We start from the raw sequence: 14,597 nt of genomic DNA, 5'->3' as shown, positions 1-14,597 counted from the left end.
GGTTCTCGAGTTGATCGGAAAAGGAATATTTCAAAAAATAAGGACGGAAAGCGCCAGGCGCGGACCGGCGTCCGGCGCGTTCTTTCTAGCGACGTTGGACAGGGTTAATGACAGGCGCAACTGCCGCCGCAGCCGCCGGAGCTGCTACTGCTGGAGGAGTTGCCGCTTTCGCCGGCGACGTTTTTCTTGTTGCCGCTTTTGAAGTCGGTTTCGTACCAGCCGCCACCTTTCAGGCGAAAGCCGGCCGCGGAGATTTTCTTTTTCAACTCGGCTTCGTTACAGGCCGGGCAGATCACCAAAGGCTCCGCACCCAGTTTCTGCAGGGCTTCATGTTCGTGACCGCAAGCATTGCATTGGTATTCGTAGATAGGCATGAGCTACTCCCAAAAAATCGAAATCAAGTTGTCTATAGGGCCGACTCTTGAAGTTTTCAAGGTCGGCAGTGATAGAATTGCCGGCATTTTAATCGAAATCCCGCTGGAAATGGACAAATTGACGATAAGCCGGCCCGACGATTGGCACTTGCATCTGCGTAGTGGTGCCATGTTGCGGACCGTGGTGGGTCATACCGCGCGGCAATTCGCCCGTGCGATCGTGATGCCGAATCTGAAGCCGCCGGTGGTTACTGTCGAGCAGGCGTTGCGCTATCGTGACGAAATTTTGCAGGCTCTGCCGGCCGGCGCCGACTTTCAGCCGTTGATGACCTTGTATCTGACCGGTAATACGCCGATTGCCGAAGTCGAGAAAGTGGCGAAGAGCGAGCATGTCCACGCCTTTAAATTGTACCCGGCCGGGGCGACCACCAATTCCGACGCCGGTGTGGCGAATATCGAGGCCGCCTATCCATTATTCGAGGCGATGGAAAAGTTCGCGGTGCCGTTATTGGTTCACGGCGAAGTCACTGCCGCCGAGTACGATATTTTCGATCGGGAGAAAATTTTCCTGGATACCCAGTTGACCGGGATTGTGCGCCGCTTTCCGGCCTTGAGGATTGTCGTTGAACACTTGACGACTCGCGAAGCCGTGCAGTTTGTCGGCGAGGCGCCGGCTCATGTCGGCGCGACGATCACCCCACAGCATTTGCTGTACAACCGTAACGCAATTTTGGCCGGCGGCATTCGTCCGCATTTTTATTGTTTGCCGGTCTTGAAGCGGGAACATCATCGGCAGGCCTTGCTGGAAGCGGTCGGCTCGGGAAATCCCAAATTTTTTCTGGGCACCGATAGCGCGCCGCATCCGACCGCCGCCAAGGAAACTTCATGCGGTTGCGCGGGTTGTTACAGCGCTCATGCGGCTTTGGAGCTTTATGCCGAGGCGTTCGAGCAAATCGGGGCACTGGATAAACTGGAAGGTTTTGCCAGCCAATTCGGCGCCGATTTCTACGGTTTGCCGCGTAACGTCGGTACTATCACGCTGGAGAAGCGGACTTGGGCGCTGCCTGAACGCTACGGCGAAGCCGAGCACACATTGACGCCGTTGCGGGCCGGTGAAACCTTGAATTGGCGCGTCGCGGATTGACTGATGCGTGGTTCAAATCCACCGGGTTGGTGGGGGATTTGAACCGGAGCGTTTCAAGGTATCGGCTCGGTTTGACCGGCGGTTTCCGGTGTCGGACTCGGCGGCACAATATTCGCTTCCCTGCCGATTTCCACTCGCCGGTTCGTGTTCTCCAAGCGCCGGCATTTTCAAACTCATTCCAATCACATGACTGATCGACATTTGTTTTTCGCTCGCTGGGGCGTGTATCCGCTCTGGCTACTGCTGACCGTTACGGTTTTTTTTCGCGCGCCGATTCCGATAGACGAAACCCGCTATTTGAGCGTGGCTTGGGAAATGTGGTTGCGCGGCGATTTTCTGGTGCCGCATCTGAACGGTGCAAGCTACAGCCATAAGCCGCCGCTGTTGTTTTGGCTGATGCAAGCCGGCTGGGCGGTGTTTGGCGTTAACGATTGGTGGCCGCGTTTGGTCGGACCGTTGGCGGCGTTGGCGAACTTGGTGCTGCTGCGGAGGCTGGCGCAAGCGTTGTGGCCGGAGCGGCGTGGGGTCGCTGGTTTAGCCCCTTGGATTTTGATCTCGACCTTGTTGTGGACCTTGTTCGCCAGTTCGACGATGTTCGACGTATTGTTGACCGACTGCGTGCTACTGGTTCTACTGGGGGTGTTGGCGGCGGCGCGCGGTGGCGGTTGGCAAGCCTGGGGCTTGGCCGGCTTGGGTTTGGGTTTGGGCATTCTCGCCAAGGGACCGGTGGTGTTGTTACATGTTTTGCCGACCGCGTTGGCCGTGGGTTTTTGGGCCGACCGGCGCCGGCCGACCTATTCGAACTGGTCGCTTGGAGTGATCGGCGCGGTATTGGTCGGCGCGGCGCTGGCTTTAAGTTGGGCGATTCCAGCCGCTCAGGCTGGCGGCGAAGAATACAGCCGGGCGATACTTTGGCATCAGACTGCGGACCGGACCGTCGGTACTAAAATTCATACTCGCTCACCGTTCTGGTATTTGCTGTTTCTGCCGCTGTTTTTGTTTCCGTGGGGCTACGCGCCGCGGTTTTGGCGCAATTTGCGCGCGATGCGGCTCGGTGAAGATGCCGGGGCGCGATTTTGCCTGATTTGGTTCGGCGCGACATTTATTGTATTTTCCGCCGTGCCCAGCAAGCAGATCCATTATTTATTACCCGCCATGCCGGCGTTTGCATTGTTTGCCGCCAGGGTATGGGACGAATCCGGCCAGGCGCGGTCACGGTATACGGAGATGGTGATTCCTGGGCTGCTGTTAGCGGTCGGCGCCTTTCTATTGGCGATGCCGACGATACCGGGTCTGGCGAAGTGGAGTTGGGTTCGGGCCTTGCAAGCGGACTGGGGCGCAAGCGTGTTACTGATCGCGGCCGGTTTGGGATTGTGGACTTGGCATCGCCAACGGTTGTCGCCGTTCGCGGCGTCGGCGGCTCTGGTGTTGTCGGTCGCCATCGGCTTTGTTTGCTTTTTTCGAGATAACGGCGCCGCGTACGACTTGTCGCCGACGGCTCGACAAGTCAAGAACTTCGCCGATACCGGGGGCCCGTGCGTCTATGTCGGTAACTATCAAGGTCAGTTGAATTTTTTGGGCAAGCTGTCTCGGCCTCTGCCGGTCATTCCCGCCGAGCGGGCCAAGGCTTGGGCCGCCGAACATCCGGATGGATATTTGGTGTCGCTGGAAAATCAGCCGCCCGGCAGCGAGTTTTTGGTGCAACGCCATCGGGAATATTGGCTGGTGGTACGCCGCGCCGATAGGGTCGGTGAAATCAAGGCGCTTTAAAGGACCGGCCAATCGAGGGCACGGTTTGATATAATCGATTGTTTTAGTAGAGAAAGTGGTGTTATGGAGATTTCCGTGGTGGTCCCTGTTCACAACGAAGCCGACAATGTCGGGCCGTTGATCGAAGAGATACAGCAGGCGCTGGAAGGGCGATTCGCCTTCGAAATGATTTTTGTCGATGACGGCAGTACCGACGACACCGCGTCTAGTTTGCGGGCGCTGATGGAGCGTTATCCCAGCCTGAGGGTGTTGAATCATCAACGCGGTTGCGGTCAAAGCCGGGCCGTGCACAGCGGCGTGGTTGCGGCTCGCCACGCCTGGATAGCCACGTTGGACGGCGATGGCCAAAACGATCCCGCCGACATCCCCCGTTTGGCGGCGGCGCAACAGGAGGCTGACGACGAGCAGTTGTGGATGCTGGCCGGTTTTCGGCATCGACGCAACGATACCGGTTGGCGGCGATTTTCATCGAAGTTTGCCAACGCGGTTCGTCAGGCGATTCTGCACGACGAAACGCCGGACACCGGTTGCGGTCTGAAATTGTTCCGGCGCGACCGCTTTTTGGCCTTGCCTTATTTCGATCACATGCACCGGTTTTTGCCGGCGTTGGTGCGGATGGCCGGCGGACGGGTGATTTCGGTCAAGGTCAATCATCGCTCGCGTAGCCACGGCACATCGAAATACGGTACCTTGGATCGCCTGTTGGCGGGTATTGTCGATTTGTTGGGCGTGGTGTGGTTAAAGCGCCGTTATAGTCGGCCAGTGGTCAGCGAGGTGGCGCGTGGATAACGATACTTTATGGCTAATCGTCGGATTTCTGGGGCAGGGTCTGTTTTCCGCGCGGTTTCTGGTGCAGTGGCTGGCCAGCGAACGGCAAAAGCGTAGCGTAATACCGACCATGTTTTGGTATTTCAGTATTTTTGGCGGCGTGACTTTATTGGTGTATTCGATCCATAAGCAGGATCCGGTCTTCATTCTCGGGCAGGGTATGGGCTTGTTGATCTATTTTCGTAACTTGTACTTTGTTTTGCGCCATCCGCGCGCCGGCGACGACTCCGGTCAGGCCTAGATTGGATCGCTTGGCGAGCGGCCATTAATCCCGGTTTAAGTCGGAGGAATTATCGTCGCCGCCAAAAATTCGATTTGCGAGGTGGATATGCGGTTAGCGTGGCTGTTGTTAGGTCTGTGCGGTTTGGCTTCGGCGCAAGCTGAGGTGTTTAAATGCTCGGGTAAATCCGGCAAAACGGTTTACCAACAAAAGCCTTGCTCGCAAGAAGGTGGCCGGCAACTCGACATACATGCCGATCCGGCGCGGGAGGCGGAAGCCAAAGCGAAATTAGAAGCCTTGCGTGAGGAAAATCAGGTCAGAAAAGCGGCTCGGCTCGAGGCCGAAAAGCAGCAAGCCGAGCGGCAACGCCAGATCGAGGAAGTCGAGGCCATGAAGCGTAGCGCACTGGCCCAGCAACAACAAGCCGATGCGCAGCGGCGCCAGGCCGAGGCCTTGGAGCGGCGCAATTCTTATATCGGCGCGCCGGTAATTTATGCGCCGGTGGCGCCGATGCCCGGTATTCCCGGATTGCCTGGGTTAGGCGGCTCTCCGGGATATTCGGGCGACCAGCATCACCATGAGCATGAACGGCGGCCCGGCGAGGCTCCCAATCAGCCGGTCGACGATGTCGACGCTAAGTCCTCGGCCGAGCGGCGGGGGAAAGTTGGCGGCCGTTAAGTGCCGGTCGTTTCGTTTGTGGGTTAGGCTTTGCTGCTGGACCATTCATCATCTCGCGACACAGGAACACGACTATGCTTTGGTTGAAAGCGCTACATTTGATCTTTATGGTGACCTGGTTCGCCGGTTTGTTCTATTTGCCGCGCTTATTTGTGTATCACGCGATGAGCGACGATGCGGTAAGCCATGAGCGCTTCAAGGTCATGGAACGTAAGCTGTACTTCGGCATCATGACCCCCGGCATGGTCGCGACCTTCGGTTTCGGGATCTGGATGTTGGGCGATTACGCCTGGACACTATATTCCGGTAGCGGCTGGTTGCACGCCAAGCTGGCGCTGTTGGGCCTATTGGCTATCTATCACGTTTTGTGCGGTAAGTGGTTGTTGGACTTCAAACACGACCGCAACCGCCATTCCCATGTGTACTTTCGGTGGGTCAACGAAATTCCGGTGTTGTTTTTGTTCGCGATCGTTTGGCTGGCGGTACTTAAGCCTTTTTAGGCTCACGCGGCCGATTCCGCGGCTTTGGTCAGCCGCTCCGATAAGTCGTGCAGACGCTCGGGCGTACCGATGTCCAACCAGTAGCCGTTATAACGTTCTCCGCTGATTCGGCCTGCCTGAATGGCACCGTTCAAAACCGGGCGTAATTTCAACGGTTCGATCGCAAGATTCGCGAACAGAGCGGGGCGATATACACCAATACCGCTGTAGGTCAGTTTGCCGCTGCCGACCTCGCTTAGCTGGCCGGTCGGCGTGACTGCGAAGTCGCCGGCGGGGTGGTGCGGCGGGTTGGGTATCATTACCAAATGGGCGAGATCGACATCGACCGTCCGCAATTTTTCCAGCGGAAAGTCGCAGGCGACGTCGGCATTCAAGGTCAAGAACGGAGCCTCGCCCAGCAAGGGCAGCGCCTTGGCAATGCCGCCGGCGGTTTCGAGAGCGGTGTCGCCTTCGTCGGAATAGCGTATTCGCACCCCCCAGCGCTCGCCGTCGCCGCAGTAGGCGGCGATTTGCTCGCCAAGATGGGCCAAATTGATCACGATTTGGTTAAAGCCCGCCGAGGCTAGGTGCTCAATGGTATATTCAATCAACGGTTTGCCGTTGGCTCTGAGCAGGGGTTTCGGCGTGTGGTCGGTTAACGGCCGCATGCGTTCGCCGCGGCCGGCGGCCAGAATCATCGCTTTCATAGGGTTTTGGCGCAACGTGGCAGGACGTGTTGTTGCAGGAAGCGCCCCATTTTTTCCAGCTCGGGATATCGGCGACAAACCTCTTCCACGTAGTTCAAGGTGCGGGGAATGTCTTGCAAGTAGCCGGATTTGCCGTCGCGCAAGTGCAGGCGGGCGAAGATGCCGATGGCTTTCAGGTGGCGTTGCATCCCCATCAGGTCGAACCAGCGCCGGAATTGCCCGAAGTCGGCGTCGGTCAAGTTCAGCGTCAGCGCCTGTTGGTAATAGCGATCGACCCAGGTATCAACCCGCTGTTCCGGCCAGGCGATATAGCAATCGCGCAGCAGGGAAACCAGATCGTAGGTCAACGGGCCAATCACCGCGTCCTGGAAGTCAATGACACCGGGTGACGCTTGCGCCAGTAACATCAAGTTGCGAGAGTGGTAGTCGCGGTGCACGCATACCCGCGGCTGTTCGAGTGCTGAATCGATCAACAGGCTGTGCGTCGCGTCGGCCAGATCGCTTGCCATCGTCAGGTTCAACAAGCCGGCTAGGAACCATTCGTGGAAAATGCCCAGTTCCCGGCGTAGCAGTGTTGCGTCGTAGGCCGGTAGATCAAGGTTGATGCCGTGAAGGCGAGTTTGCAGCGTCAGCAGGCCGTCGATCGCATCGCCGTATAGCGTGTCGGCGTTGTTCGGAGTCAGCGCGTCGAGATAGCTGGTACTGCCGAAGTCTTCCAACAGTAAAAAACCGCGCTGGCGGTTTTGGCGATAGATTTTCGGCACGTGGAGGTCCGCGCCGGCGAACAACTCGGCAACCTTGACGAAGGGTTCGGTGTTTTCTTTGTCCGGCGGAGCGTCCATGACGATTTGGCTGCCAAGGCCGTGGCTGATCCTGAAATAGCGCCGGAAACTGGCGTCGCTGGAAGCGGGGGCGATGCCGCGCACGTCCAATGCCAAGTCGTTGACTAGCCAGGCATTGAGCTCCGCGAGTCTTGAGTCTGAACTGGAAAAATACATTAGTTACTTATTGCCGAGCAACCTAAGGTAAAATGATGGGCATGCATTTTATTCGATTTCCGTTCCGCTAAGCCAATTAGCCGCTCAAGCCACTTCATGAATTTTCGGGTTCACTCCATTTCGTTGGCATTGTCCTTGTACACCACCAGTGCGGTTTCCGCAGCGAGCAACGGCGCCTGGAATTGCGAGCAGTCGCAAAGCGGCGAATGGACTTGTTTGAATCAAACTCCGGCTAGCGGCGCGCCGCCTCAACCTCAGGTCATCAAAACCCAGCCCGCGCCGCCGGCAACGGCCCAGCAAGCCAAGCCGGCTCCGACGGAGGTCAAGCCAGAGGTCGTGCCGGTTCGGCAAGCCGAGCCCAAGCCGGTGGAGACGGAACCGGCGCCGATCCCGCAAGTCGCTCAGCCTGTTCCGGCCGTGCCGCCTGAACGGGAAAAAGTCAAAGTGGTCGAAAAAGCGGTCAGCGAGGCCCAAAAACTCCGAGTTAAGGTCAACGAGCCGCAAAAGCCTGCCGCCGAGCCAGTGCAAGCGAAAAGCCAGACGGCATCTTCCGGAACGGTTCCCGGTTGGACCTGTAAGACCGGCGACGATAAAAGCGGTTGGAATTGCAATCTGGTTGGTGCCGACCCGAAAGGCGAGGCCAGGCCCGTCAGCGAAGTCGAGACGGAGCTTGCCGCGACCTATTGGCTGACGCCGACTTTTTCATATCAGCAAGAGCGATCCTTCCAGACCTTGCGGGGCGAGTTCGACCGCGATCCCTGGCAGAACTGTTCGACTTGGGGCAGCAAGAAACGCAAAATCAAAGCTACGTCGCAAGAGGCGCGCGACGCGGCAACCACCGATGTGACCGCCGATTTTTCCGAAGTGTACGACGGCGAGGTGCTCAATTTTGCCGGTAACGTCGATTTGACCAGGGCAGATCAGCACTTAATCGCGGATAAGGCCAGCTACGATACCGTCGCGGAAACCCTGGACGCGCAAGGCAACGTCTTGTATAGCGAGGATCAATTGGCGCTGTTCAGCGAAACGGCTTCCCTGAGTCTGGGCAAGGACGAGGCCCGCTTGCGCAAGGCCCTATTCGTCGTTCCCGAGGCGCCGTTCCGGGGTAGCGCCGATGTGGTATACCGGGATAGTAAAAGTTTATCGCGTTACAACGAAGCGGCGTTTACCAGTTGTTCGCCGGGTAACCAGGATTGGATCATGCATGCGTCGCGGGTAAAGATTAACCGCGAGTCCGGGCAAGGCTCGGCCAAGAATGCCTGGCTGGAATTCAAGGGAGTACCGGTGTTGTACACCCCGTACATCTCGTTTCCGACCGACAGCCGGCGATTGTCGGGCCTGCTGGCACCGACCTGGGGCACAACCCAGCGGAACGGCTTCGACGCTTCGGCGCCGTTTTATTGGAATATCGCACCGAATTTTGACGACATTATTACCTTGCGTTACATGAGTAAGCGTGGAGAGCAGATCCGCAACAAGTTCCGTTATTTGACTGAAACCTCGCAAGGTACATTTTCCGCCGAATTTTTACCTTACGATGAAATAGCGGATAAAACTCGCTATTCTGGAAGTTGGCAAAATAAGACTATTTTTACGCCTAATTTAAGTTCGACCTTAAATTTGAACTATGTGTCGGATAAAACATATTTTAATGACTTAAATAATGCGTTGGGTTTTCAGGATACCCGATTTTTACCCAGTACAGCGTACTTGAATTACGGTATTTCCGATTTTGTTTTTGCCGCGGGGATTCAGCATTATCAGGCTGTTGATAAAACTATTACCGATGCGGCGATGCCTTACAACGTATTGCCCAGAATTAACTTGAATTACAGTCATGTTTTTGAGGACCTCCCCATCAGCGTGGCCATGGATAATCAGTATAGTTATTTTAGTCATGATGTTTTGGTTAATGCTCAGCGTTATAATTTGGCGCCGGCAGTTGCACTGCCCATTGAAAGCGACGCAGGCTTTTTGATACCAAGGTTGACCGGGCAATACACGCAATATCAGTTGAGTAATCAAACCAATTTGGGTCAGGCAAGCAGCGTGAGTCGATTTTTGCCCATTTTCTCGCTCGATACCGGGTTGACGTTCGAAAAAGAGTTGAATTTCGCCGGGTCGCCTTATATCCATACTTTGGAGCCGCGCTTGTTTTATCTGTACATTCCACGCAAGGATCAAAGTAACATTCCTATTTTCGATACCAGTTTTCTCGACACCAACTTTTATAGTTTGTTTAGAGAAAACCGGTTTAGCGGTTTCGATCGGATACAAGACGCCAATCAGGTTACCTTGGCAATTACTTCCAGGTATGTCGATTCAACGACCGGTTTGGAGCCTTTGAAAGTAAATTTGGGTCAAATCCTCTATTTCCAAAACAGATCCGTCGATTTGGATTATCTGACCAATAATACAAAGGCTTCGGCCAGCAACACGTCAAATTTCATCGGCGAATTGAGTGGGCAACTTTCCCGAAATTGGTCTTATTCAACCGGCTTGCAATGGGACCCGGAATACAACCGTTTCGCGCGGGGTCAGGCTATGTTGAAATATCGCAAGCCAACAAACGAGCTTCTGAGCCTGGGTTATCGCTATCGACGTAACCCGAACGATTTTGTGAGCAATGCGCAGGTTTCCGACCCGACCTTGACCATCAATCAGACCGACGTTTCGTTTCGTTTGCCGTTATTCGGCGAGTGGTACGGCCTAGGTCGTTGGCAATACTCGTTGACTTTCGATAAGACGACCGAAAGCTTCATCGGCATCGAGAAGGAAAATTGCTGCTGGCGTTTCAGGGTTATCGGCCGGCGTTATATCAACGCCGCCAATAACATCACGGTGTTGAACGATCCGAGTACTAAGCCGGAGACCGCATTCTTCGTGCAATTGGAGTTGAAAGGTCTGAGCAGTTTCGGCGACAGTGTGGATACCTTCCTGAATACCAACCTGTACGGTTATCGCAAGGCCAGTTTCTTTGAGTAAGTTGCATATGATGAAGAAGGGATTATGGATTCTCGGACTGTTGGCCTATCTGACGGTCGGTTGGACGCAGGTGTTGGACCGGATCGTCGCGGTGGTCGAGGACGACGTGATTTTGGAACGGGAACTGAACCGGGAAGTCGAGGCAATTACCGCCAAGCTGTCCAGCAATAACGTGACGATGCCGCCGGAATTCGTGCTGCGCAAGCAGGTGTTGGAACGAATGATCGTCGACAAGTTGCAACGTCAACTGGCATCCCGCTCCGGGGTGCAGATCAGCGAGGAAATGCTCAGGTCGTCGGTCGCCGACATTGCCTCGCGGAACGGTTTGTCGGTCGAGGCCTTTCGCGACGAGCTGACGCGGCAGGGTATGGATTACAAAAGTTTTGAAGACAATCTGCGGAATGAAATTGTCATTAACCAGTTACGCGGCCGGGAAATCGGCAGCCGGGTCAAGGTCACCGACGCCGAAGTGGCGCACTATCTGGAAACCCAGGGCAAGGCCGGCCAAGTCTCGTCGCAATACCATTTAGGCCATATTCTGGTGGCGGTGTCCGAAGGTGCTTCGGCCGGCGCCATACAAAAAGCCAAGGACAAGGCCGACCAAATCGTGGCGGATTTGCGCGGCGGCAAGGATTTCAAGCAAACCGCGGTTAGCGTATCCGACGACAATAACGCGCTGAAAGGCGGTGATTTAGGATGGCGTAGCCTCGGGCAGATTCCGTCCTTATTCGCCGATGTGGTGCCGACAATGGGGCAAGGCGACGTTTCCGATCCGATTCGTAGCCCCAGTGGATTTCACATCATCAAAATGCTGGAAACCGAGGGTGGCGCGCAGCACATCGTGACCAAGACTAAGGTCAGACATATTCTGATCAAGACCAACGAACTGGTGGACGACGCCGAGGCGCAAAAACGTTTGCTGGCGTTGAAGGAACGCATCAACGACGGCGACGACTTTGCCGCATTGGCGCGCGCGCATTCCGACGATAAGGGCTCCGCGATCAATGGCGGTTCGTTGGATTGGGTCAGTCCCGGCGCGCTGGTGCCGCCGTTCGAGGAGGCGATGAATAAGTTGGGCATCAACGAAATCAGCGCGCCGGTGCAAACACAGTTCGGTTGGCACATGATCCAGGTTTTGGGACGCGAAAATCAGGACAACAGCGAACAATTCAAGAAGGACAAGATCCGCGAGGAAATTCGCAAACGTAAAATCGAGGAAGAGACTGAGTTGTGGTTACGGCGCTTACGCGACGAAGCCTACGTTGAAATCGATTCCGACCGCCTGTAACGAGGGCAACGATGTCGGCCGAAAAACGCAGAGAAGAAAAACTGAAGCGGCGTTTGCAGCGCATCGTAAAAGAGCAGGATTTGACCAAGCAACGCGAGTTCGTGGCAGGAGCGATGGCCGAACAGGGCATGGACGCTTTGACTTGCGCGGCTGCGTTGATTTATCTGAGTCATCCCCAACTATTCGGCGGGTCTGTTGCCGCCGGGGCGCCAGTGCCTGCTAAATCGACGGCGGTCGAGACGTCCACGGCTAAGCTGCCCTGGCTGGATTACAAGATGGTGCGTTACCGTTTGGACGTGGGTTTGCAGCATCAGGTCGCGCGCGAGCAGATTCAAGACATACTGGTGCAGGAGTCCGGCGTCGATAAGCGCCGCATCGGCCGCATCGATATTCGCCAGCACTATACCTTAGTGGAGTTGCCGGACGGCATGCCGACCGATATTTTTCAGTTGTTGACCGAGGCCGCGATCGGGCCTCACAAATTGAATATTCGCCGGGTCAGGCCCAATAAATTTCGCCAAGCGCGGGGTAAGTCCTCGGCGGAATCGGCTGGCTAATCCCTGGCTTGCAAATCGGCGGTTTAACCGCCGATTTTGGCGACACCACCTTGTGTCGCAGCGGCGCCTCCCTGGCGCCACCAAGCAAATTTCTACATCGTCAGACGAACGCCTATCCAGGCCGCACGCGGCGCGCCAACGCCGACGAAGCGAGCATTCATGTCGTTAAGACCGGCGTTGACGCCATCCAACACTTCGCCGGTATTGCCCCAAGTGCCGAAATTGGCGTATTCGCGGTCGAACAGATTGTTAACCCGGCCGAACAGCGTCACATGTTGGTTGAAGCGGTATTCGCTACGCAAATTGAACATGACGAAGCCCGGCAATTTGCCGGTCAAATTGGCTTCGTCGCCACGCAGCGCCTGGGAGCTGTTGTAGTTCATGTCAAAACCCAGGGTCCATTGCGGCAGAATGTCCACATCGCTGCTGAATTTGAATTGATGCGCCGGAATGCCGGGAATCCGGTCGCCGACATCCACCCGGATGTTGCCGTCTGCGTCGGCGGCTGGATTGTTGGGGCTGCTGGATAGAAACGGCGTCTGAAAAGTCGCGTCGATATAGCTGTAGTTCGCCGACCAGCGCCAGCGTTCGTAAAACTTACCGGATAATCCCAATTCCGCGCCTTGGCGTTGAGTCTGGCCGACATTGGCGAAATAGCCAGTATTGCCGATCACGCTGCCCGAACTTTGAAAAATGATGTCGTTGTTGTTGATGGTATGGAAAAAACCGGCGTTCCAATCGACGTATCCTTCCAATAGACGGCTCAAACGGCCGCGAAACCCGGTTTCCCAGGTATTGGCGACAACTTGTTTCAACGGCGGATCGGAGACGAAGGCGTTGGGCAATTTGCACGGTGCGCTTGGATCGGCGCAGCTTAATTCCATCGGCGTCGGAATTCGCGACGATTCGCTGTAGTTGCCGTAGAAGGTCAGTTCGGGCATGAACGCATAAGTCAGGCCGGCGGCCGGATTGAATCGGTCGTAGGAATGGCTGCCGTTCAAATCTTCGCCGAAGTGGTCGCGCAATTTGACGTGAGATTGGTTGTAACGGCCGGACACCGTGACATCCAGTTTGTCGGCCAGATTCAACGTGTCGGTCAGGAACAGGCCGTAATGATCGGTTTCGGCGGTGAGTCTGACATGCGAATCCTGCAGCAGCACGCCGCCGGCCGCGACGCCGCGATCGCCGGTCAGCGCACCCAATTCGGTGTCGGCATGGTAGCGCGCGTTGCCGTGGTCGAAACTGGCCCCGCCGACTAGATGATTGTTCCGTCCGAAAATTTTGTGATCGATCGCATCCTGCAACGCGAAGCCGAACGATTGTTGCAAGGTGCTGGAGGTGTTGATGGTGCCGCCCTCGAAGGCGTCGTCCGCTTGTATACCTCCGCCGCCCAAAGCCTGCAACACTTCGTCGTCCCCGTTGCACAAGGCGGTCGGGTCGCCGCTGCAAGGCGCGAACTCGCTGCCGTCGCCGTTGTAGGTGCTGATTTTATTGCGCCGGTAGTACAGCGTGCCGGACAGCTGGTTATGGTCGTTCAGCCAAGTATCGCCGTCCAGAGAAACCAGCAGCATCCGGTTGCGGGTGATATCCGGGTGCGTGAAGATTTGATCGCGGCCGTAAGCCAGCATTTGCTGGGGTAGGGCACCGTTGCCGCGCAAGCTGTTGTCGGTACCGGCGATGCTTAAATCCAGACTGGATTTGACGCCGCGCCAACTCAACGTGCCGAAGCCTTGTTTGGCTTCGCTGGGCGAATGGGCGCGCCAGCCTTTCTCATTGAAATATTTAAAGTCCAGGAAATAACCCCAGGTACCGTCGTTCCAGCCGCTGGTGACTTCCTCGGAATGCCGGTCCCAGGAGCCGCCTTGCGCTTCGAAGCTGTGTCCGGGCGCTGAAAAACCGGTCTTGGTATTGATACTGATCGAACCGCCCAGTGCGTTCAAGCCGAAGGCCGGGTTGGATGCTGGCTGCAGGCTCATATTGTCGATCGCGCCGTTGGGGATTAAATCCCAGTTGACCATGTCGCCGAACGGTTCGTTAAAGCGAATGCCGTTCACGTAAGTCGCCAGGCCTTGCGGCAGGCCCATCAGCGGCGAGGCGCTGAAGCCGCGGTATTGAATGTCCGGTTGCAACGGATTGTTTTGGGCGTCGTTGACGTTGACGCTACCCAAATAGCGATTCATGTAGTCCGCCAACGATAGGGCCTGCGATTCTTGAAGTTTCTCGGCAGTCGCGGTTTGAACGTGGGCGGGAATTTTGTTGATATCGACGCCGCCGAATTGTAGCGGGGTCACCGCGACGACTTCGACGCTCTCCAGATTGGCGGGGGCCACTTCCTCGGCTATGGCCTTTGCCATTGGCAACAGACCGAAGCAAGGCAGGATGCCAAGCGCAAGTTTTTTCATGATCGACTCAAGTTAGCTTCAGCTGACGGATGATACCTAACAGCTTACAGGTGGGGGAGGTGAAAACGGAAAAAGGAAAATTTCCCGACAAGCGGCTAATGGCCAGGCGCCGCCGATTCGGTGAGCCATTCGGCGCGCGGCACGGTAAAATGACCGGCTTTAAGGAC

General features: G+C 56.1%; 13 protein-coding genes. 9 read left to right on the top strand and 4 right to left on the bottom strand.

Features of this window, described 5'->3' with window-relative positions; genetic code table 11:
• Positions 1 to 104: 104 nt before the first annotated feature.
• Positions 105 to 374: an FmdB family zinc ribbon protein gene (locus A1355_RS22690; protein WP_064031554.1), complete on the bottom strand. Its 270-nt coding sequence runs from the start codon at positions 372 to 374 to the stop codon at positions 105 to 107.
• A gap of 109 nt (positions 375 to 483) precedes the next feature.
• Between A1355_RS22690 and pyrC the strand changes: the two genes are divergently transcribed.
• From pyrC to hemJ, 6 genes are all read left to right on the top strand, one after another.
• On the top strand, positions 484 to 1,518 hold the full coding sequence (gene pyrC / locus A1355_RS22685) for a dihydroorotase (RefSeq protein WP_064031573.1): 1,035 nt from the start codon (positions 484 to 486) through the stop codon (positions 1,516 to 1,518).
• 186 nt (positions 1,519 to 1,704) lie between these two features.
• Entirely contained in the window at positions 1,705 to 3,288 is a 1,584-nt protein-coding gene (locus tag A1355_RS22680; RefSeq protein WP_064031553.1) for an ArnT family glycosyltransferase, read from the top strand.
• 63 nt (positions 3,289 to 3,351) lie between these two features.
• On the top strand, positions 3,352 to 4,077 hold the full coding sequence (locus tag A1355_RS22675) for a glycosyltransferase family 2 protein (protein WP_064031552.1): 726 nt from the start codon (positions 3,352 to 3,354) through the stop codon (positions 4,075 to 4,077).
• Entirely contained in the window at positions 4,070 to 4,357 is a 288-nt protein-coding gene (locus A1355_RS22670; protein WP_064031551.1) for a lipid-A-disaccharide synthase N-terminal domain-containing protein, read from the top strand. The genes A1355_RS22675 and A1355_RS22670 overlap by 8 nt, the downstream gene beginning before the upstream one ends.
• Positions 4,358 to 4,444: 87 nt before the next feature.
• Complete coding sequence (locus A1355_RS22665) at positions 4,445 to 5,014, top strand: DUF4124 domain-containing protein (RefSeq protein WP_064031550.1); 570 nt, start codon at positions 4,445 to 4,447, stop codon at positions 5,012 to 5,014.
• 74 nt (positions 5,015 to 5,088) lie between these two features.
• Complete coding sequence (gene hemJ / locus A1355_RS22660; RefSeq protein WP_064031549.1) at positions 5,089 to 5,514, top strand: protoporphyrinogen oxidase HemJ; 426 nt, start codon at positions 5,089 to 5,091, stop codon at positions 5,512 to 5,514.
• Positions 5,515 to 5,516: 2 nt separating this feature from the next.
• Here the strand turns inward: hemJ and murU are convergent, their stop codons facing one another.
• Together murU and A1355_RS22650 are read right to left on the bottom strand one after the other, a co-directional pair.
• The gene (gene murU, locus A1355_RS22655; RefSeq protein ID WP_064031548.1) at positions 5,517 to 6,200 is read right to left on the bottom strand and encodes an N-acetylmuramate alpha-1-phosphate uridylyltransferase MurU; all 684 of its coding nucleotides are present in this window, start codon (positions 6,198 to 6,200) and stop codon (positions 5,517 to 5,519) included.
• On the bottom strand, positions 6,197 to 7,198 hold the full coding sequence (locus tag A1355_RS22650) for an aminoglycoside phosphotransferase family protein (RefSeq protein ID WP_064031547.1): 1,002 nt from the start codon (positions 7,196 to 7,198) through the stop codon (positions 6,197 to 6,199). Before A1355_RS22650 ends, murU begins: the two co-directional genes overlap by 4 nt.
• A 96-nt stretch (positions 7,199 to 7,294) precedes the next feature.
• Here A1355_RS22650 and lptD point away from each other — a divergent pair, with 96 nt between their 5' ends.
• Genes lptD through A1355_RS22635 form a run of 3 tightly spaced genes read left to right on the top strand, consistent with a single transcriptional unit; the run spans position 7,295 to position 12,028 of the window.
• Positions 7,295 to 10,183 (top strand): LPS assembly protein LptD, encoded by a 2,889-nt coding sequence (gene lptD / locus A1355_RS22645; protein WP_064031546.1) that lies wholly within the window; start codon positions 7,295 to 7,297, stop codon positions 10,181 to 10,183.
• 10 nt (positions 10,184 to 10,193) lie between these two features.
• Complete coding sequence (locus A1355_RS22640) at positions 10,194 to 11,471, top strand: peptidylprolyl isomerase (protein ID WP_064031545.1); 1,278 nt, start codon at positions 10,194 to 10,196, stop codon at positions 11,469 to 11,471.
• A gap of 11 nt (positions 11,472 to 11,482) precedes the next feature.
• Positions 11,483 to 12,028 (top strand): DbpA RNA binding domain-containing protein, encoded by a 546-nt coding sequence (locus A1355_RS22635; protein ID WP_064031544.1) that lies wholly within the window; start codon positions 11,483 to 11,485, stop codon positions 12,026 to 12,028.
• Positions 12,029 to 12,120: 92 nt separating this feature from the next.
• Here A1355_RS22635 and A1355_RS22630 read toward each other — a convergent pair whose 3' ends face one another.
• Entirely contained in the window at positions 12,121 to 14,430 is a 2,310-nt protein-coding gene (locus tag A1355_RS22630) for a TonB-dependent receptor (protein WP_064031543.1), read from the bottom strand.
• Positions 14,431 to 14,597: the final 167 nt, after the last annotated feature.

The organism is Methylomonas koyamae (genome assembly GCF_001644025.1).
GTDB lineage: Bacteria > Pseudomonadota > Gammaproteobacteria > Methylococcales > Methylomonadaceae > Methylomonas > Methylomonas koyamae_A.
This window is presented reverse-complemented; position numbering and strand designations above follow the sequence as displayed.